This window comes from Spirillospora sp. NPDC048911 (assembly GCF_043198015.1).
Lineage (GTDB): Bacteria > Actinomycetota > Actinomycetes > Streptosporangiales > Streptosporangiaceae > Spirillospora.
Window position 1 is genome coordinate 155,451 of sequence record NZ_JBICUD010000016.1, and the last position, 18,170, is coordinate 173,620.

18 protein-coding genes and 1 pseudogene are annotated in these 18,170 nt (G+C 70.0%); 9 read left to right on the forward strand and 10 right to left on the reverse strand.

Annotation, left to right across the window (positions count from 1 at the left end; translation table 11 throughout):
• Window positions 1–36: 36 nt before the first annotated feature.
• Together ACGFNU_RS47910 and ACGFNU_RS47915 are read right to left on the reverse strand one after the other, a co-directional pair.
• Window positions 37–1,254 (reverse strand): cytochrome P450, encoded by a 1,218-nt coding sequence (locus tag ACGFNU_RS47910; RefSeq protein ID WP_392603431.1) that lies wholly within the window; start codon window positions 1,252–1,254, stop codon window positions 37–39.
• A 230-nt stretch (window positions 1,255–1,484) separates the two neighbouring features.
• Window positions 1,485–3,098 (reverse strand): DHA2 family efflux MFS transporter permease subunit, encoded by a 1,614-nt coding sequence (locus tag ACGFNU_RS47915; RefSeq protein WP_392603432.1) that lies wholly within the window; start codon window positions 3,096–3,098, stop codon window positions 1,485–1,487.
• A 104-nt stretch (window positions 3,099–3,202) separates the two neighbouring features.
• On the opposite strand from ACGFNU_RS47915, the gene ACGFNU_RS47920 reads away from it, so the two are divergent.
• Window positions 3,203–3,733, forward strand: coding sequence for a MarR family winged helix-turn-helix transcriptional regulator (locus ACGFNU_RS47920; RefSeq protein ID WP_392603433.1), 531 nt, complete (start codon window positions 3,203–3,205; stop codon window positions 3,731–3,733).
• Between the two features lie 154 nt (window positions 3,734–3,887).
• Window positions 3,888–4,637 (forward strand): glycoside hydrolase family 16 protein, encoded by a 750-nt coding sequence (locus tag ACGFNU_RS47925; protein ID WP_392603434.1) that lies wholly within the window; start codon window positions 3,888–3,890, stop codon window positions 4,635–4,637.
• 40 nt (window positions 4,638–4,677) lie between these two features.
• Here the strand turns inward: ACGFNU_RS47925 and ACGFNU_RS47930 are convergent, their stop codons facing one another.
• The 7 genes from ACGFNU_RS47930 to ACGFNU_RS47960 form a co-directional block, all read right to left on the reverse strand.
• Entirely contained in the window at window positions 4,678–5,478 is an 801-nt protein-coding gene (locus tag ACGFNU_RS47930) for an SAM-dependent methyltransferase (RefSeq protein ID WP_392603435.1), read from the reverse strand.
• Between the two features lie 183 nt (window positions 5,479–5,661).
• Window positions 5,662–6,846 carry an NAD(P)/FAD-dependent oxidoreductase gene (locus ACGFNU_RS47935; RefSeq protein ID WP_392603436.1) on the reverse strand — a complete coding sequence of 395 codons (1,185 nt, stop codon included), beginning with the start codon at window positions 6,844–6,846 and terminating at the stop codon, window positions 5,662–5,664.
• A gap of 81 nt (window positions 6,847–6,927) precedes the next feature.
• Window positions 6,928–7,869 carry an RNA polymerase sigma-70 factor gene (locus tag ACGFNU_RS47940; RefSeq protein ID WP_392603437.1) on the reverse strand — a complete coding sequence of 314 codons (942 nt, stop codon included), beginning with the start codon at window positions 7,867–7,869 and terminating at the stop codon, window positions 6,928–6,930.
• A 27-nt stretch (window positions 7,870–7,896) separates the two neighbouring features.
• Window positions 7,897–8,577 (reverse strand): hypothetical protein, encoded by a 681-nt coding sequence (locus ACGFNU_RS47945; RefSeq protein WP_392603438.1) that lies wholly within the window; start codon window positions 8,575–8,577, stop codon window positions 7,897–7,899.
• Window positions 8,578–8,608: 31 nt separating this feature from the next.
• A complete protein-coding gene (locus tag ACGFNU_RS47950) occupies window positions 8,609–9,073 on the reverse strand; it encodes a hypothetical protein (RefSeq protein WP_392603439.1) in 465 nt (154 codons plus the stop codon).
• A gap of 97 nt (window positions 9,074–9,170) precedes the next feature.
• Window positions 9,171–10,916, reverse strand: a complete 1,746-nt coding sequence (locus tag ACGFNU_RS47955) for a feruloyl-CoA synthase (RefSeq protein WP_392603440.1) — start codon at window positions 10,914–10,916, stop codon at window positions 9,171–9,173.
• Window positions 10,917–11,069: 153 nt separating this feature from the next.
• Window positions 11,070–11,573 (reverse strand): hypothetical protein, encoded by a 504-nt coding sequence (locus ACGFNU_RS47960; RefSeq protein WP_392603441.1) that lies wholly within the window; start codon window positions 11,571–11,573, stop codon window positions 11,070–11,072.
• A gap of 11 nt (window positions 11,574–11,584) precedes the next feature.
• On the opposite strand from ACGFNU_RS47960, the gene ACGFNU_RS47965 reads away from it, so the two are divergent.
• Complete coding sequence (locus ACGFNU_RS47965; RefSeq protein WP_392603442.1) at window positions 11,585–12,034, forward strand: YdeI/OmpD-associated family protein; 450 nt, start codon at window positions 11,585–11,587, stop codon at window positions 12,032–12,034.
• A gap of 4 nt (window positions 12,035–12,038) precedes the next feature.
• On the opposite strand, the gene ACGFNU_RS47970 is transcribed toward ACGFNU_RS47965, so the two are convergent.
• Entirely contained in the window at window positions 12,039–13,172 is a 1,134-nt protein-coding gene (locus ACGFNU_RS47970; protein WP_392603443.1) for a substrate-binding domain-containing protein, read from the reverse strand.
• A 321-nt stretch (window positions 13,173–13,493) separates the two neighbouring features.
• Here ACGFNU_RS47970 and ACGFNU_RS47975 point away from each other — a divergent pair, with 321 nt between their 5' ends.
• From ACGFNU_RS47975 to ACGFNU_RS48000, 6 genes and pseudogenes are all read left to right on the forward strand, one after another.
• On the forward strand, window positions 13,494–15,941 hold the full coding sequence (locus ACGFNU_RS47975; RefSeq protein WP_392603444.1) for an ATP-binding protein: 2,448 nt from the start codon (window positions 13,494–13,496) through the stop codon (window positions 15,939–15,941).
• Complete coding sequence (locus ACGFNU_RS47980; protein WP_392603445.1) at window positions 15,922–16,395, forward strand: roadblock/LC7 domain-containing protein; 474 nt, start codon at window positions 15,922–15,924, stop codon at window positions 16,393–16,395. The genes ACGFNU_RS47975 and ACGFNU_RS47980 overlap by 20 nt, the downstream gene beginning before the upstream one ends.
• 44 nt (window positions 16,396–16,439) lie before the next feature.
• A complete protein-coding gene (locus ACGFNU_RS47985) occupies window positions 16,440–16,853 on the forward strand; it encodes a DUF742 domain-containing protein (RefSeq protein WP_392603446.1) in 414 nt (137 codons plus the stop codon).
• Entirely contained in the window at window positions 16,828–17,442 is a 615-nt protein-coding gene (locus tag ACGFNU_RS47990; protein WP_392603447.1) for an ATP/GTP-binding protein, read from the forward strand. Before ACGFNU_RS47985 ends, ACGFNU_RS47990 begins: the two co-directional genes overlap by 26 nt.
• Window positions 17,443–17,565: 123 nt before the next feature.
• A pseudogene (locus ACGFNU_RS47995) lies at window positions 17,566–17,662 on the forward strand (IS481 family transposase); the annotation flags it as partial.
• Window positions 17,641–18,168: a peroxidase family protein gene (locus ACGFNU_RS48000; RefSeq protein WP_392603466.1), complete on the forward strand. Its 528-nt coding sequence runs from the start codon at window positions 17,641–17,643 to the stop codon at window positions 18,166–18,168. The pseudogene ACGFNU_RS47995 and the gene ACGFNU_RS48000, both read left to right, overlap by 22 nt.
• Window positions 18,169–18,170 lie beyond the last annotated feature (2 nt).

The window sequence follows — 18,170 nt, forward strand, 5'->3', positions numbered from 1 at the left end:
GGTACGGCCGGCCATCCGATCACCCGCCCGGGCCCATCAGCCGAAGGTCAACGGGAGAGCTTCGGGACCTGCGATTCCGATGGGGCCCCGCCAGGAGAGGGGGGCGGCGACGGAGGGAGGCCCGAGCCTGCTCGCGAGCACCGGAAGCGCCTCGCCGAGCTCGGCGCGGGCGAGCGCGGCGCCCACGCAGTAGTGCGGTCCCCCGCCGAACTGCAGCGTGGGCACTTCCCTGGCGATCGTGATGTCGAAGGAGTCGGCGTCGCCGAAGGTGCGCGGGTCACGCTGGGCGAGCGACGCGCAGATCAGCAGGAGGGTGTCCTTCGCGATGTGCACACCGTCGTATTCGAAGTCCTCTTTGACGTACCGGAAGAGGGTGGCCGCCGCGGGGCGCCATCGGATGACCTCTTCGACTGCCTGGGGCGTCAGCTCGGGACGCTCCGCCAGCAGGGTCCACTGGTCCGGGTGCTCGGCGAAGGCGACCATGGCGTTGGCGAGCTGGTGGCGTGTCGTGTCGTGGGCGGCGAACACGAGCGTGACCAGGAGACTGCGGACGTCGGTCAGGCTCACCCGGCCGTCGTCCTCGTGCGCGGCCACCAGCGCGGAGATGAGGTCGCCGGTCGGATGGTCCCGCTTCTGGCGGATCAGCGAGTCGCAGTAGTCGTTCAGCCCGAGGATGGCGTTCTCCACCCGTTGCGCGGTGTCGCCACCGGCGGTGAGGCTGAGGACCAGCCCGAGGTCCGTGCTCCAGGTGCGGAACGTCTCGTAGTCCTCGGCCGGTATGCCGAACATGTGGCTCATGACGGCCAGCGGCAGCTTGTTGGCGAATTCCTCGACGAAATCGGGGGTGTCGGCCGAGGCCAGCCCCTCCGCCAGCTCTTCGGCGTTCTGCCGGATGAACACCCGCAGGTTGTTGATCATGCGCGGGGTGAACGCCTTGTTGATCAGGCTCCGCAGCCGGCGATGATCCTCCCCCGCCCTGTTGCCGATCATCGGTACGAACCAGTCCCAGATCGGTCCGCCGGAGATGCCGTTCATCTCGAGGTACTTCTCGTTGTTGGGCCCCAGCCGCTGGTCACGGAGAAACTCCTGCGCCTCGGCGTACCGGAGGACCAGGAGCCCGATCGGGCTCTCCGCGTACCAGCTCGCCTCCCTGGCCGCCCGCGCCTCCGCCGACCCGAAGTCGAAGGACGGATCGAGGACGTTGAGGAACGGCGCGCCACGGGATGCCGACGCGGAAACCATCATGGTGGACATCTCTTCTCCTTGCGGGACTCGATGGGCGGTACTCGATGGGACGATGATCACGAGAATGCCCTCTCCTCGAGCCCGGCGAAAGGGAACCTTCAGCTAAGGACCCTTATCAAACGAATGTGGCCGTTAATACTCAGGCCCTTATTCACGCCGGAAAACAGCCCGCGCACGCCGGCGCCCGCCCCACATGGGGCGGGCGCTGACGCCGGGAAGGGATGGTGGGAGGGGCTCGGTCAGGCGTGTGCCGGCTCCCGGTCGGGTGCGTCCGTCTCGGCGGACTCGGGCTTGGGGATCAGGGCGGTGCTGATCAGTGCCACCAGGAGGAAGCCCGCGGCGAGATAACCGCTCAGGGTGATGCCGTCGGTCATCGCGCTGCGACCGGCCTGCGCGGCGGGCCGGGTCTGCGGCTTCTGGTCAAGTCCCTGGATGGCCGCGCCCGCGCTGTCGGTGATGGCCTTGGAGTACTGGCCGGCCTGGGCCGCCGGTACTCCCTTGTCCTTGAGGCCGTCCTCGGCCTGGGAGCTGAGCGTGGTGAAGAACGCCGTGGTCAGGACCGCGATGCCCAGCGCGGATCCGAGCTGGCGGAAGGTGCTCTGGATGCCGGAGGCCTGCCCGCTGCTGCGTTCGGGGATGTCCGCGAGCACCACGTTGGTGACCTGGGCGGTCGCGAATCCCACTCCGGCGCCGAACAGGCACAGGATCAGCGCGATCGACCACCAGGAGCTGCCGGTGGAGGCGAACAGGGCCAGCAGGGCCAGTCCCGCGGCCTCCAGCATCAGGCCGAGACGCACCAGGTTCAGCGCCGAGGTCTTGCCGGCCATGCCGAAGCTGGCACCGCTGGCGATGAAGCTGCCGACGGCGACCGGCACCAGCGCCGAACCCGCTTGCAGGGCGCTGTAGCCGAGCGTGAACTGCAGCCACAGCGGCAGCACGGCGACGATCCCGAACTCGCCGAGCCCGATGATGAGCGTGGCGACGTTGCCGTTACGGAAGGAGGACACGGAGAACAGGCTCAGGTCCATCAGCGCCTTGTCGGAGCTCCGTCCCCGGCGCAGCCGGGCCTGCCGCCAGATGAACGCGCCGAGCACCAGCACGGAGACGACGAGCGCGACCAGGACGGGCGAGACGGCGCCGTCCCAGCTGAACCCGCCGATCTCCAGCGGCTGGATCGTCTTGATCCAGCCGTAGGTGCGTCCCTCGATCAGGCCGAAGGCCAGCAGGCCCATGCCCAGCACCGACAGGACCGAGCCGATCAGGTCGATCCGTCCCGGCCGACGGCGTGAGGGCGCCAGGCAGAGCACGACGCCCACCACGATGAGCACGGCCAGCGGCACGTTGATGCCGAACGCCCACCGCCACGAGGTGTGCTCGGCGAGCCAGCCGCCCAGCACCGGCCCGAGCGCGGCGGCGGCGCCGATGGTCGAGCCCCAGACCGCGAAGGCCTGGCCGCGGGCCTTGCCGGTGAAGTTGTCGTTCAGCAGCGCCAGCGAGGTCGGCATGATCATCGCCGCGGCCGCGCCCTGCAGGAAGCGGGCCACGATCAGCACGTCCCCGCTGGACGCGAGCCCGGCCAGGACGCTGGTGACGCCGAACGCGACGACGCCGGCGACGAAGACCCGGCGGGCCCCGATGATGTCGGCGATCCGGCCGACCAGCAGGAGCAGCGCCGCGAAGACGATGGCGTAGGACTCCTGGATCCACTGTCCCTGGACCGACGTGATGTCCAGGCCCTCGATGATCGAGGGGATGATCACGTTGACGATCGTGGTGTCGACCACGATCAATGCGACACCCAGGGCGATGGCGAACAGCCCGAGCCACCGGCGGGTGGTACTTGTGTCACCCATAGGCACCTCCATGGCGAAGTGACTTTCCTATGAAGTAGCTTTACCATGAAGGTAGTCGGACCGAGGTAGGTTGTCAAACGGCGGCAGAAGGAAAGGTGGAGGGCATGAACGACCCCATGTTCCAGCCCCAGCGGGCGCGGACGCAGACGCAGGACGAACGACTGATGGAGACCCTGCGCGCCTACGGCGCCACATTCCGTGAGATCAGTCGCAAGTTCGCCGCGTGGCTGGGGCTGCACTCCACCGACGCCGAAGCGCTCATCGAGATCCTCCTCGCCGAGGAGAGAGGTACCCCGCTGTCGCCCGCGCGGCTCAGCGAGCGCGTCCCGCTGTCCTCAGGCGCCACCACCGCCCTGCTCAACCGCCTCGAGCAGGCGGGCCACGTGGTGCGCAGCCGCGAGCACAGCGACCGCCGGATCGTCACCCTGCGCAGCAGCCCGCAGGTTCACGAGCTGGCGGACAGGTTCTTCGGGCCCCTCGGCGAACGGACCAGCCAGGTGATGGCGCGCTACCAGCCCGACCTGCTGGAGCAGTTCGAGAAATTCCTGATCGACCTGGGCGGCACCATGGTCGACCACCTGAACACCATCGACGACCGGCTCAACGCCGACGCGTCCCGGCCCCCCGCGGGCTGACCAGGCGTCCGCCTCCAGCAAAAGTACTTATCAAGTTGAGCATGGCCGTTATCACTTACAGCCGCACGAATTCCGGCCCGCCAATGGAGTCCGCAAGGCGACCGAGTAGTTCACGAGTGCCGGGTGCGGTTCGACGATTTGTTACGCTCGAGCCGTGAGCTTCCGGGACGATTTCGAGGGCCAGAAGCTGGACCGGTCGGTGTGGATTCCGCATTACCTGCCGCATTGGAGTTCGCGTGCCGAGAGCGCGGCGACCTACCAGGTCGGCGACTCGGAGTTGCGGCTGTCGATCCCGCCCGAGCAGGGGCTGTGGTGCCCCCTCGACCATGAGACGCCGCTGCGCGTGTCGGGTATCCAGTCCGGAGAGTATTGCGGTGAAACCGGCAGCACGGTCGGCCAGCAGCCGTTCCGCGACGGGCTCCGCGTGCGCCAGACACAGCCGACGCAATGGGGCTGGACGCCGCACCATGGCGTCCTCGAAGTTCGCGCGCGCATGGAGTTGACCGCGCGGTCGATGGCGTCGGTCTGGATGGTCGGCATTGAAGACCGGCCCCACCGCTCGGGCGAGATCTGCGTTTTCGAGGTGTTCGGCGACTCCATCGACCGGACGGGGCCGGCGGTCGGCATGGGCGTCCATCCGTTCCGCGACCCCGCCCTGCGCGAGGACTTCGCGACGCCGCGGCTGCCGATCGACGTGACCGACTTCCACGTCTACGCCGCGGACTGGCGTCCAGGCCGCGTGGACCTGTTCGTCGACGGCGACCACGTCCGCACCCTGGACCAGGCGCCCGACTACCCCATGCAAATGATGATCGGCGTTTTCGACTTCCCCACGAGACCCGTGGCCGCCGAGCACGCCGACCATGTACCGCTGTTCGTCCTGGACTACGTGCGCGAGGCATGAGCCCTACGGCGCCCAGCAGCACATCCGCGGAGGCCGTGGGTCAGGGCTTGCGGCCGACGCCGCCGGTCATGAAGCGGACGTCGATGGTGCTGGCGTCCAGGACGGGCTCGTCGGGGCGCCACAGCGGGAGCGGGACGAGGCCGGGCGGCAGGATCTCGAGGCCGTCGAAGAAGGCGGCCAGCTCGGCCGGGGTGCGGACGCGGCCGGTGCCGAGCTGCTCCAGGAGCTGCTTCTCCAGCGCGACGGACTCGGGGGCGTCGCCGAGGCGGGTGAAGTTGGTGATGAAGAAGAAGGAGCCGCTGGGCATCGCGTCCCGCAGGATCTGGACGATCTGGCCGGGCTTCTCCTCGTCGGCGAGGTGGTGCAGGATGCCGACGAGCATCACGCAGACGGGCTGGTCGAAGTCGATGAGCGCGCGGACCTCCGGACGGCCGAGCAGTTCGCCGGGCTCGCGGATGTCGGCGGTGACCACGGTGGTGCCGGCGTTGTCGGCCAGGATCGCGCGGCCGTGGGCCAGCACGATCGGGTCGATGTCGACGTACACCACGTGGGCCTGCGGGTTGATCTCCTGCGCGACCTCGTGGGTGTTGCGGACGGTCGGCAGTCCCGAGCCGAGGTCGAGGAACTGGGTGATCCCCTCCTCCGCGGCGAGGTGGCGGACGACGCGATGCAGGATCGCGCGGTTGTGCAGGGCGATGTCCCGCAGTTCCGGCATGATCGCGAGGCTCGCCTCGGCCACGGCCCGGTCCACCGCGTAGTTGTCCTTGCCGCCGAGCATCACGTCATAGACGCGCGCCGCGGTCGGAACGCCGGTGGGGATCTGCGGGGACGACTCGGCCATGGGCACCTCGGGGCTCAGGGAGGATCTTCCCCGGCATCGTAGCTTCGCGGAGCCGTCCAGAATGCGAAAATCCTTATGCCACAGGGCTTTTAGTGCGACATAGCACGATCGCGCCCCTCCAGCCTCCCATCGCGATGCCTTCCCCGGCATCGCGATGGGTCAAGGCCGGAAGGTCGTCCATGTTCATGCGGTCGCCGGCGCGAGCGGCCGCCCGGACGTGACGCGACGACGCCGGACCGGCATCCCGAGCGTCGGGTTGGCGACGCTCCATGCGGCGCTCCAGCAGACCAGTTCCTTGTAGACGGCGGCCACCCGGCCGGTCAGGACCGACTTCCTGGCACGGTCGTCGGACGTGACGTACTGGATCAGGCCCTCCTTCCGGCCCAGCGATACGCACTGGTTGAAGTAGCCGATCGTCTTCTCGGGTGCCTTCTTGCCGGTCAGGCGCGCCGCGATGGCGTCGGCGGCCAGCCAGGCGGCCGGGATCCCCGAGGCGCACGACATGCGCAGCGGCTTGTCTCCGGCGCCCGGCGCCATGGCCGCGTCGCCGATGGCGTACACGTCGGGATGCGAGACCGAGCGCATGGTCCCGTCGACCACGATCTGGCCGGTGCCGGAGACCTTCAGGGAGGTCGCCTTCGCGATCGGGTGGACCGCGAAACCGGCGTTCCACACGGTGACCGCGGCGGGGAGGACCTCGCCATCGGCGGTGGTGACGTGGTCGGCCTCGACGCCGCTGATGGTGGTGTGCTCGTGGGCGGTGATGCCGAGCTTTCCGAAGACCTTTCCGACATGCGCGCGGCCCTTGGGCGAGAGCCAGTCGCCGAGGCCGCCGCTGACGGCCAGGGCGACGTCGAGGTCCGGGCGGGCCTCGGCGATCTCGGTGGAGGCCTCCACTCCGGTGAGGCCGCCGCCGACCACCATCACGGTCTGCCCGGCGTCGAGCTCCGCCAGGCGCTCACGTAGCCGGAGTGCTCCGCTGCGGCCGGCGATCTGGTGGGCGTGCTCGGCGGACCCGGGGACGCCCTGGTCGTTCCAGCCGCTGCCGAGGGCGTACACGAGAGTGTCGTACTCCAGCTCTTCGGCACCGTTCGCGCCGGCGATGGCGACGGTCTTGCGGTCGGCGTCGATGCCGGTGACCTTCGCGAGCCTGAGTTCGACGCCGGTGCCGTCGAACATCTCGCTGAGCGGCCGGTGCTTGAGGTCCTGGCCGGTCGCCAGCTGGTGGTTGCGGACGCGTTCGACGAAGTCGGCCTCGGCGTTGACGAGGGTGATGGCGACCTCGTCGCGGCGCAGCCGCTTGGCGAGGCGGCCGGCGGCGCTGGCACCGGTGTATCCGGCTCCGAGAACGATGACGCGGTGCTGCATTTCAGGCTCCTGTCCGGTTCGGGTTCGTGACTTGAACCGGATGGCCCGCCGTTTCCTGACAGGAATCGCATGTGATCCACATCACATGACGAGCAGGGGCTTCCCGTGGTCGGCCGCCGCCCACTGCTCGGTCGCGCGTTCGAGCTTGCCGGGGTTCGCCTGGGTGCGGCAGGCGGTGATGCCCTCGTCGGTGACCTGGAGGCACATGACGGCGACGACCCGGCCTTCGACGACGGCCACGACGGCGGGTTCGCCATTGGCGGTCCAGGCGTAGATCTCGGGCGCGCCGCCGACGACGGCGCGCTTGGCCTCGCCGGGCTTGAACATGCCCCACACGAACCTCGCGACCGCGACGGCGCCCTCGAACGGCTTGGTGCGCGCGGGAACCTTCCCGCCGCCGTCCCCGATGGAGATGGCGTCCTTGGTGAGCAGGCGGACGAGCTCGTCGGTCCGGCCACTGGTGGCGGCCGCGAGGAACTCCTCGACGATCCGCCGCGCGGCGGCCTCGTCGATCTCGGTGCGGGCCTTGCCGTGCGCGACGTGCTTCTTGGCGCGGTGAAAGATCTGCTGGCTGCCGGCCTCGGTGATGTCGAGGATCTCGGCGATCTCGCGGTGCGGATAGTCGAAGGCCTCCCGCAGCACGTACACGGCCCGCTCGTTGGGCGACAGGCGCTCCATGAGGGTGAGGACCGCGTACGAGACCGATTCGCGCTGCTCGACGGTGTCGGCCGGGCCGAGCATCGGGTCCCCCGCGAGCAGCGGCTCGGGAAGCCACCGCCCCACATAGGTCTCGCGGCGCGCCCGCGCGGAGGTGAGCTGATTGAGGCACAGATTGGTGAGGACCTTCGTCAGCCAAGCCTCAGGGACCTCGACACGGTCGACATCAGCCGCCTGCCAGCGCAGGAACGTCTCCTGCACGATGTCCTCCGCCTCGTCCGCGGAGCCGAGAAGACGGTAGGCGATGGCCTCCAGCCGGGGCCTCGAAAGCTCGAACCGATCGAGGGCGTCCACCGTCAAGGGCATGACCTGATCATATCTTCCGGCACCTGCTCACCCCGGGATGGTGAGGGGGAGCCCGTTGATGACGCGTTCGCGCAGGACGGCGCCGCGGATGCCGATCTCGGTGAAGTCGTCCTCGTCGGGGGTGCCGGTCAGCAGAAGTTCCGGCACCAGGAGCGCGTCGAGAGGAGCGTCGGGTGCGGGGTCGTGCAGGCCGCCCATGGCCACGGTGGACAGATCGAGGTAAGCCGGGGCCAGCGTCCTGCCGTGCAGGACGCCGGTGACCAGGTCGGGGCGGAACTCTCGCCAGAAGATCGCCACGGTGGCGCGCAGATCACCGTGGATCATCACCAGCTTGTCGGTCATGTCGCCCACGAAGCCGTCCACCGTCACGTCACCCATGACGATCAGCTTGGCGTCGCCCTCCAGATAGACGTCCTTGGCGCGCAGGTTGCCCAGGACGACCAGCGCGGCGGCTCCGTCGTCGATGTCGACGAGGCCGCCGTCGATGGTCAGGTCGCCGTCGACGACGTACCCGGTCGCCTGGTCGGGGGTGTCGTCCTGCCAGGGAGTCCGATCGTGATCGTCCAAGGGAAGCTCCCCGGTCACCGCCGCGGCGCCGGGGACCAGGATGTACTCCTCTTCGTACAGATTCCGGTAGCTGCTCTCCGGCAGTCCCCGCTTCTCGAAAAGGCCGACCGCGTCATTCCACGTCAGGTAGCTGCTGCGCATGCGCGCGAACCTAACAGCCACCCCTGACAGGTCAGGCCTTGGGGCCGCAGTGGTGGGCGGGCCGGTTGCCGTTGGTCAGGCAGGCGCGGATGTACAGGCCCTGGATGTTGTTGTACTCGATCTCCGCACTGACCGTGTCGCCGTTGTTCCAGGCGCGGTACTGCGAGTCCGGGACGAAGTAGTAGGGGTTGCCGCTGTCGAGGCCCGTCCATTCCAGCCTGGGGGTCGCGCCGGCGCCGTTCGCCTTGGTGTCCCACACGTGGTAGCGGGTCAGCGTGTAGTAGTTGCCGTTGCCGATGCGGCGCCAGCAGATGTTCGCGTCCACGTAGGCGCCGCCGCCGTTGTTGTCGTTGTCGATCGTGACGTGACGGCCGTTGGTGTAGCCGCGGTCGGTGCAGATGGTGGGAACGGCCTCAGCGGCGCCGGCGATGCCGACCACGCAGGCGGCGGTGACCGTGGCCGTCAGGGCGGCGGCGAGGGTGCGTGGACATTTCATGGCGGCCTCTCTGGTCCAGGGCAAGGTACCAACCATGATCACGGTGGCCTGGCCGACTGTCAGCGGGGGGGCGGGAAACGATCTCCAGTCGTGATCATCAACCGGCGAGGATCACAGTGCCGTCCGGGTCGGTGGCGTAGAGCCGGTCCAGGTGGCTCTGGCGGCGTTCAAGGACTCTGCGCTGGTTGACGTAGCCCTTGTCCGTGATCTCGCCCGCGTCCAGGCTGGGTGGCTCCGTGAGGAGAAGGAGCCGCTCCACCCGGCCTGCGGATCCGGCGGTGCCGTTGAGGTCGGCCAGCAGCTTGGCGATGTGGCCGGCCAGCTCGGGGCGAGGTGGTTCCGCCGGGTTGAGCCAGGCGAGGGCGCTGACGTAGGAGCGGTTCTCGCCGCAGATGACGGCGTCGGACAGGAGCGGCACGGCTGAGAGCAGCGCGGTCCGGACGGCCCCGACGCGGACGAACGTGCCGGTGTCGAGCTTGAAGTCCTCGGCGGTCCTTCCCTTGAACAGCAGGCCCTGGTCGGCTGCGAGCTCGACCGCGTCGCCCGTGCGGTAGAAGCCCTCGTCGTCGAACGCCTCGGCCGTCAGGTCCGGCCGGCGCAGATAGCCGGGCGTCACGGCGTCGCCGCGGACCCGGATCTCGTAGGCGTCGTCGACCGGGACGAGTTTGACCTCCAGTCCGGGCAGCGGGACGCCGATGCAGCGGGCGTCGGCGTAGGGATAGTGCGCGGAGGTCACGGCCGGCGCGGTCTCGGTCGCGCCCCAGGAGCCGGTGACGGGAACCTCCCGGCCGGTCACTTCCCGGGCGATGGAGGAAAGGCGTTCGCGCAGGGTCGAGGGCAGCGCCGCGGCGGCGTTGAAGACCAGGCGCAGGCGGGAGAAGAAGGCTTGGGCGAATTCGCGGTCGGCCTCGAGCGCGGGAACCAGCTGGGCATACCCGGCGGGAACATTGAACGCGATGGTCGGCCGCACGTCACGCAGGTTCTTCAGCGTGCGGGCGAAAAGGTGCGGCGCGGGTTTGCCGTCGTCGAGATAGAGGGTCCCGCCATTGTGCAGCACCATGTTCATGTTGTGGTTGCCACCGAAGGTGTGGCTCCACGGCAGCCAGTCGACCAGGACCGGCCTTTCTTCCATGAGGAACGGCCAGACTTGCCGCATCGCCTGCTGATTCGAGCACAGCATGCGGTGGGTGTTGAGAACGCCCTTCGGTGTGCCTGTCGACCCCGAGGTGAAGAGAATCTTGGCCAGGGTGTCCGCGGTGAGCGAGTCGAACGCGGTCTCCAGCGCGGACGTGGGAGAGGTGCTCGTCAGGTCGGCGAGCGTTTCCGCGCCTGGGACGGCGTTGGTGGCGACGGCGAGCAGGCGTCCGGGCGCGCGCACCGCCGCGATCGCGTCACCGAAGGCGGTGCCGTCCTCGGCGAAGACCATTCCCGGCCGCAGCAGGTCGGCGATGGCGCGGATGCGGGCGTGGTCGGACGTCATGACCGAGTAGGCCGCGCTGACCGGCGCGATCGGCACGCCCGCCGTCAGGGCGCCCATCGTCAGCAGGAAGTGCGCGGTCGAGTTGCCGGACAGCACCATCAGCGGGCGGTCCGGTCCCAGCCCGCGGTCGAGGAGCGCCTGGCCGATCGCGTCGGCCCGGGCTCGCACTTCGCCGTAGGTGAGCGTCCGCCATCCGTCATCGGCGTCGCGCTGCGCGATCAGCGGGTGATCGGGATCTTGCCGCGCCCAGGTCCGCAGCATCGCCGCGACGGAGCGCGGGTAGGGCGCGATGGGTTCACGGGAGCGGAGGACCATGCTCCCGTCGGGACGATCCGCACGTTCGATGTCAGGTGTGGCGAACATCCTGCTCCTCAGTCCTCGCCGACGAGAACGACGCCACGTCCGCCCGGCCCGGACGTCATACACAAATATCACGCAACGCGATGAATTTGTAGAGCTACGCGAATCGCCGGGTAGTGAGGGGAGTGAGGCGAGCGACCCCACTCCCCCGCTGCGCTACGGGCAGTCCCCCGGGTTGGGCTGCCGGCTCACGTCGATGGCGACGGTCGACCCGAGCACCGCCGTCGTGCCACCGACGGGCCACTGCGCCTGAACGTAGGGAGGCCCGCAGTCGACGCTCCCCCGTCCGACCTGGACGACGAAGCCGGCGGTCTGAAGCGCGGCGACCGCGGCGGCGCGCCTCTTGTCCACCACGTTCGGCACGATCCCGGACAGGGTCGGCGATCTGAGATCGAGTGCCCGGACCCCGGACAGGGAGGGCAGGAACGCCGAGCCTTCACCGGCGGATCGGCAGTTGACCGCGGCGTCGGGACTGTCGCCGACGTTGGTGCCACCCGCGCCACTGGGCAGGATCGTGGTGAAGAACCCCGGAGCCCCGGATGCCCAGACCCCTTCCCTGCCCGGATGGTCGTCGACTACGTCCGCGCCTACCAGACCGAACCCCGCTGAAGGCCCGGACGCCGCGAGGAGATCGTTAGGGTGGAGTCGCCATCGAGCCATCGGGAGTGAGCATGGCCACCTTCCGCACCACGCTGCTGGCGACCGGCGGGAACAACGTCGGCATCGTCGTGCCCGAGGACGTCGTGCTCGGCTTCGGCCGCGGCAAGCGCGTCCCGGTGACCGTCACGATCGACGACGGCTACACCTACCGGAACACGATCGCGTCCATGGGCGGCCGCTTCCTGATCTCCTTCAACGCCGAGACGCGCGCCGCGACGGGCCGGGGCGCCGGCGACGAGGTGGAGGTGACCCTCGAGGTCGACGACGCGCCCCGCACGGTGGAGATCCCCCAGCCGCTGGCCGAGGCGTTCGCGGCCGACCCGGACGCCGCCAAGGCCTGGGCCGCGCTCTCCTACAGCAGGCAGCGCGCCCATGCGCTGTCGATCGAAGGCGCGAAGACCGAGCAGACGCGGCAGCGCCGCGTCGACAAGGTCCTCGGCGAGCTGCGCGGTACCGTCTGAGCGCCTACCTGTTCCAGATCTTGCGGTAGGCCGTGCGGTAGCCCTCGGTGTCCCACGACAGCGCGCCGCCGCTGTTGGCGGCCGTGGTGACGTGGACGGGGGCGACGTATCCGCTGGCGGGCCTGCCGGCGAACGCGCGGTTGAACTCGTCGATGATCTGCCAGCCCTGCTCGGACAGCGGCTCGGGCACGGTGGCGGCCTGGAAGCGGCGGCCGTTGATGCGCTCGAAGGCCGACGGGTCGCCGTCGCCGGCGCCGATGTTGACCGGGGCGCCGGCTCCCTGCCTGCCGGCGGCGCGCAGGGCGGGGGCGGCGTCGTCGAAGTACAGGTCGTTGATGGCGGCGGAGTAGGTCCACTTGTCGCCGAAGCGGGAGAGGAGGGAGGAGACCGACGGGATGGTGCGGCTGCTGGACTCGGCGATGGGGATGCTCTCGTAGGCCAGCACCTTGACGTCGGAGCAGGTGGCGAGCTCCTTCCGGATCAGATCGGACTTCCTCTTGGCGAAGGGGATCGAGGCGTCGGTGAACAGGACGACGCCCGCGCGGCCGCCGGACCGGGCGATGATCCAGTCGGCGCTGATCTTGGCGACGTCCTCGACCCTGGTGGTGACGTTGCTGAAGAGCTTCGGGCTCTTGCTGGGGCCGGGAACGGCGACGGCGTGCCAGCCGATCACCGGGATGCCGGCGCCGCCGGCCCGCTGGAGCTGCCGGGCGACGGACCTGGGGTCGAAGCCGCCGATGACGATGCCGGCGGGCTTGAGGGCGATGGCCTGGCTGAAGGCGGTCTGGATGCCGGCGGGGGTGCCGTGGCCGTCGATGGTGCGGAAGTTCCAGCCCATGATCTTGGCGGCTTCCTGGGCGCCCTTGGCGACGCCCGCGACGCCGGGGTTGGTCATGGTCTGGGCGACGTAGACGACGGACTTTCTCGGGACGGCCTTGGGGCCGGTGGTGGGGCCGGTCCAGGGCGCGTTGACGTCTTCGGCCTTCTCGACGGCCTGCTTGGCGCTGGCGAGGACGGCCGGGCAGCCGGGTGTGGTGGCGCGGGACGCGGTGGTGGCCGAGCCGCTCTCGCAGCCGGCGGTGACGGCCACGGCCAGGAGCGTGGCGGAGGTCAGGGCCGCCCTGCGGGCAGGGTGCATATCGGGCTCCTAGCGGGCACGAGCGAAGCCGCAACGTTCCGGCAGGCGAAACGTTGTGGTCAGCGGATGATTCACGAACGATTCGTAATCAACTCTTGATGGGACATACCACGTGAACGGCCGCGTGGCGGATGGTGCAAACGGTAACCTACCGACTCTGCACCGTCAGTTCGGACACATGGCGAACGATCCGTTCGCCGCATCCGGACGGGAGCTGCGGAAGCGTCGATGCCGCCCTCGGCCGTCGGCGGTCCGACGGCGACGACGGCGGCGGCGACCACGGCGCGGTCGCCGCTCGAAAGCACATCGAAGGAGGCCCGGGTGTCCGCGAACACGGTGGAGCCGCAGCCCGCGCCCGGCCCGTCCGGCCACGAGCACCCCGCGCCGCGGTCCCATCGCAAGACGGGCTCCTCGCTCGACCGATGGCCGTTCCGGCGCAAGCTCAACGTCCTGGTGACCGTGCCCGTCGTGGTCGTCGGCGTCCTCCTCGGCATCGGCGTCTACGGCCAGGTGCAGCAGGCCCGGGCCGCCGGCCGGGTCGCCGAGCTGGTGCGCGACAGCGAGCAGGTCGCGAGGCTCATCAACAACGTGCAGGCCGAACACCGGCAGGCGCTCCTGCTGTCGGTGCAGTACGAGTCGGCCCGCCCCGGCGTCGCCCCGCCGTCGACCGCCGCCTACCGCCGGGTGCAGCGCGACACCGACGCGCAGATCGCCGCCGTGCGTTCCGCGTTCGGGTCGAGCCTGGCCGGCGAGGAGGCGCAGGCGCTCACCTACCTCGGCGGCCTCTCCGTCCTGCGCGAGAAGCTCGAACGGGGCTACGTCCCCGCCGCCAACATCGACCCCGCGTACGCCGCCGCGGTCGACTACCTGATCGACGGCCTCGGGCTCGGCCGCTTCTCCGGCACCTCGTCGTCCTCGGTCATCGATCTGCTCGACTCGGCGCTGCGGGCCGACGCCGCCCACGCGGCGTTCGAGAGCGGCGTGTTCTCCGCGCAGACCCGCGACGCCAACGCCATCACCGAGTTCACCCGCGCGGTCGGCGCCCACAAGCTCTACGACCACCAGGCCGACCGGTTCAGCCGCATCGCCACCCCGGCGCAGGTCCTCAGCATGCACGGCATCGAGCGCAGTGCCGAGCAGAACGACATCGAGTCCCAGTTCGCCGAGCTCCAGATCGATCCGAGCTCGCTGCAGGGCCAGACGCCGCAGCAACTGGCCAAGGCGCTCGCCGCCGGAACGCGGATGTCCGAGGCCCGCCTCCACATCACGCGGTCGCTGATCGGGCAGATCGCCGCCCAGGCCGACTCGGTCTCCGGGACCGCCCTGCGCAAGGCGGCGGTCATGCTCGCGCTGGCCCTGCTCGGCTTCGCCGGCTGGCTGACGTTCTGCATCCTCGTCCGGCGCTCGGTCGTGCGTCCCCTGGCGACCCTGACCGACACCGCCCAGCAGGTGGTCGACGTGGCGGGCGAGGAGCTCGCCCGCATCTCCGACGACGAGTCGGCCGACGACACGCCGCTGCGGCCGCAGGCGATCCCGGTGCCGGTCCGCGACGAGATCGGCAGGCTGGCCGAGGCGTTCAACCAGGTGCAGGTCACCGCCGCGCAACTGCTCGAACGGCAGGTGCTGAGCCGGCGCAACGTCGCCGAGATGTTCGGCAACGTCGGGCGCAGGGTCAGCAACCTGACCTCGCGCCAGCTCCTCCTGATCGACGCCGTCGAACGCGAGGAGACCGACCCGGACGTCCTCGAACGGCTCTACCGCATCGACCACATCTCCGTCCGCCTCCAGCGCAACGCCGACAGCCTGATGCTGCTCGCCGGGATCCGCGAGACCGGCGTCGAGGCCCGGCCGACGACCATGGCCAACGTCATCCGGACGGCGCTCGGCCAGATCGAGGGCTACCAGCGGGTGTCCCTGCGGTCCGAGACCGAGGTCACCATCGCGCCCGACATCATCGGCGACCTGACGCTGATGCTCGCCGAACTGCTGGACAACGCGGTCACGTTCTCCCCGTCCCACGCGCCCGTCGAGGTGGTCGTGCGGCCCGGCACCGACGTCACCACGGACGGCGGCGCGCTGATCGAGGTCATCGACCACGGCATGGGCATGAACGCCGACCGCCTCGCCGAGGAGAACGCGCGGCTGATCCGCCGGGAACGGCTCGACCTCGTGCCGACCAAGGTGCTCGGCCTCTTCGTGATCGGCACCCTCGCCCGCCGCTCGGGCATCCGGGTCACCCTGAGCCGGACGCCGGGCGGCGGGATCACCAGCACCGTCTGGATCCCCGCCGCGCTGCTGCTGACCATGGACCCCACCGATCCCGCGGCCGCGGGCCTCACCGGTACCGTGACGCCGCTCTCGACGAGGCCCGAGCGGGTGGCCGTCGAACCCGAGCCCTTCCCCGCCCCGGCTCCGGAATGGTCGACGACGGCCCCGGCGCCGGAGGGCGGCCTCCCCCGGCGCGTCCGGACCGGCACCACCACGGGCCCGGTCGCCGACCCGGCCGGCCCGGCCGCGCCGCGGGGGCCCCGGCCGCTGCGGCGGCGGGTACGAGGCGCGACCCTCGCCATGACCACACCACCGGCCGACGGAGGGATCGCGGACGCGCGGCAGCCCGTCGACGCCGACGCGGTCCGTTCCGAACTCGAGGAGTTCGAGGCCGCCGTACGCCAGGCAGAGCAGGACAGCTCCCTTCCCCAGCCGGAACCGGCATCATCACCACATCAGGACCCAAGGAAGGAGCCGGGCAGTGACCACGTCGACCGGTGAAGGCGGGCCCGAGTGGGCGGAACGCGACCTGCGGGCCGCCGCGACCGACTTCACCTGGCTGCTCAAGCAGTTCGCCACGGAGACCGCCGGTGTCGTCGACGCCATCGCGGTCTCGTCCGACGGCCTGCTGATCGCGGTCTCCCAGCTGCGTGACCGGGCCGACTCCGAGCGGCTCGCCGCGATCGTGTCCGGCATCATCAGCCTCGCCGCGGGGGCCTCGGGCAACTACGGCCTGGGCAACCTCAACAAGGTCATCATCGATCTGGAGGGCGGCCATGTGCTGGTGTCGGCCATCGGCAACGGCGCCGTCCTCGGAGTGGTGGCCTCGAAGGAGGCGAAGCTCGGCAACATCGCGTACGAGATGACCCTCTTCGCCAACCGCGCCGGGACCGCGCTCACCCCGCAGCTGGTGCTGGAGCTGAAGAACAGCGTCGGCGCCACGCCGGCCGGCTGATCCGCTCCGGGTCACGCGCACAGGCACGGAGGAGGGGGATCGTGATGGCCGTCGGCGAACCGGAGCCGCTGGCACAGGAGGCGGCGGGGGACGCCTGGGATTCGGCCGTCCGCGCTCCGGCGGTCAGGCCGTTCCTGCTGACCGCCGGCCGGGTGGCCGGGGGCGGCACCGCGCCGCCGCTCCCGCTGGAGACCCAGGTGGTGTCGACTCCGGCGGGGCTCGCGGCCCTCCCCTCGCTCACCTTCGAGCACCACGACATCGTCGCCGCGTGCCGGGCGCCGCAGTCGGTCGCGGAGCTCGCCGCCGGGCTGCGCCTGCACCTCAACGTGACCCGCGTGCTGGCCGAGGACCTGCGCGCCGCCGAGTACCTGTCCATCTACGTGCCGAACATCAGGGCCACCCACGACGTCTCCGTACTCCGAAGGATCATCGATGGTCTCCGTGCCGTCCCCGACTGACCGGGCGCACTCCGCGACAGCGACCGGGCGGCCGCCGCTCCCGGTCAAGCTGGTCATCGCCGGCGGCTTCGGGGTCGGCAAGACCACGGCCGTGGGCGCGATCTCCGAGATCCGGCCGCTCACCACGGAGGCCGCGATCACCGAGGTCGCCGCGGGCGTGGACGACCTCACCCACACCCCCGCCAAGACCACGACCACGGTCGCCATGGACTTCGGCTGCCTCACCATCGACCCGACACTGAAGCTGTACCTGTTCGGCACGCCGGGCCAGGAGCGGTTCGGCTTCATGTGGGACGACCTGGTCGCGGGCGCCCTCGGCGGCCTGGTGATCGTCGACACCCGCCGCCTGGACGACTGCTACGCGGCGGTGGACTACTTCGAGTACAAGGACATCCCGTTCGTGGTCGCGATCAACGCGTTCGACGGGAAGGTCGAGCACGACCTGGACGAGGTGCGGTGGGCGCTGGACATGGCCGACCACGTACCGCTGATCGTCTTCGACGCCCGCAGAACGGGCTCCGTCCGCGACGCGCTGCTGGCCGTCCTGGAACTAGCCCTGTCCCGCGCCGAAGCCGCCACAACGACGTAGACGACCGCACCCGCTAGGTGTACTGACCATGGACGTTGTTGACACCTGAGGGTGTCTGGTGGATGGCGAAGACCTCCGGTGTGGTGGAGGTGTCTAGGCTCAACACCGCGCACGGAGGTCTTCATGACCCACGGTAATGCCCGGCTGACGGTCCATGGCAGGCTCATTTTGGTGCAGCGGGTGCTGGCGGGCCGTCCGGTGGCGCATGTCGCGGCGGAGCACAACGCGATCTGCGACCGGCTGCGCGGCGAGTTCCCCGGCTGGTCGGACGAGGAGCTCTACCAGCGGGCCCACCACGCGGTACGCGCTGCGCGCCAACCTCGTCGGTTACAACGAGCTCGGCTTCGTCGTCCAGAACTCCTGGGGCCCGCGATGGGGACGCGACGGGCTGGCGATCCTGACCTACGACGACTGGCTGCGATGCTGCTACAACGCCTGGGTGGTGCGTCTCGGCGTGCCCATGCGGCCGCTGCTCGCGGTGCACCAGCCGACTGGCCCGGAGCCGCATCCCCGCATCCCCGCTCGACCGCGGTCCGCACGTTCACCACGTTCGGCCTGAGCGACCAGCGCGAACGGGACGACAGCACCGGCCCCTACCGCAAGTCGATCCTGACCATGACCTCGGTGGCGATGCGCCTCCAAGGCCTCAAAACGCCCGCGTCAGAAAACCTCTACCAACGCAACGCCCGCCTACTCCTCAACACCGCCGAACCAGTCTTCGGATAACG

Bases quoted from the DNA above. Each gene is read 5' to 3' on its own strand.
- ACGFNU_RS47950 (WP_392603439.1), bottom strand. From the start codon at position 9,073: ATGAAATGTCCACGCACCCTCGCCGCCGCCCTGACGGCCACGGTCACC.
- ACGFNU_RS47965 (WP_392603442.1), top strand. From the start codon at position 11,585: ATGGCCACCTTCCGCACCACGCTGCTGGCGACCGGCGGGAACAACGTC.
- ACGFNU_RS47910 (WP_392603431.1), bottom strand. From the start codon at position 1,254: ATGTCCACCATGATGGTTTCCGCGTCGGCATCCCGTGGCGCGCCGTTC.
- ACGFNU_RS47940 (WP_392603437.1), bottom strand. From the start codon at position 7,869: ATGCCCTTGACGGTGGACGCCCTCGATCGGTTCGAGCTTTCGAGGCCC.
- ACGFNU_RS47920 (WP_392603433.1), top strand. From the start codon at position 3,203: ATGAACGACCCCATGTTCCAGCCCCAGCGGGCGCGGACGCAGACGCAG.
- ACGFNU_RS47955 (WP_392603440.1), bottom strand. From the start codon at position 10,916: ATGTTCGCCACACCTGACATCGAACGTGCGGATCGTCCCGACGGGAGC.
- ACGFNU_RS47960 (WP_392603441.1), bottom strand. From the start codon at position 11,573: ATGGCTCGATGGCGACTCCACCCTAACGATCTCCTCGCGGCGTCCGGG.
- ACGFNU_RS47985 (WP_392603446.1), top strand. From the start codon at position 16,440: ATGGCCGTCGGCGAACCGGAGCCGCTGGCACAGGAGGCGGCGGGGGAC.
- ACGFNU_RS47990 (WP_392603447.1), top strand. From the start codon at position 16,828: ATGGTCTCCGTGCCGTCCCCGACTGACCGGGCGCACTCCGCGACAGCG.
- ACGFNU_RS47930 (WP_392603435.1), bottom strand. From the start codon at position 5,478: ATGGCCGAGTCGTCCCCGCAGATCCCCACCGGCGTTCCGACCGCGGCG.
- ACGFNU_RS47945 (WP_392603438.1), bottom strand. From the start codon at position 8,577: ATGCGCAGCAGCTACCTGACGTGGAATGACGCGGTCGGCCTTTTCGAG.
- ACGFNU_RS47935 (WP_392603436.1), bottom strand. From the start codon at position 6,846: ATGCAGCACCGCGTCATCGTTCTCGGAGCCGGATACACCGGTGCCAGC.
- ACGFNU_RS47915 (WP_392603432.1), bottom strand. From the start codon at position 3,098: ATGGGTGACACAAGTACCACCCGCCGGTGGCTCGGGCTGTTCGCCATC.
- ACGFNU_RS47970 (WP_392603443.1), bottom strand. From the start codon at position 13,172: ATGCACCCTGCCCGCAGGGCGGCCCTGACCTCCGCCACGCTCCTGGCC.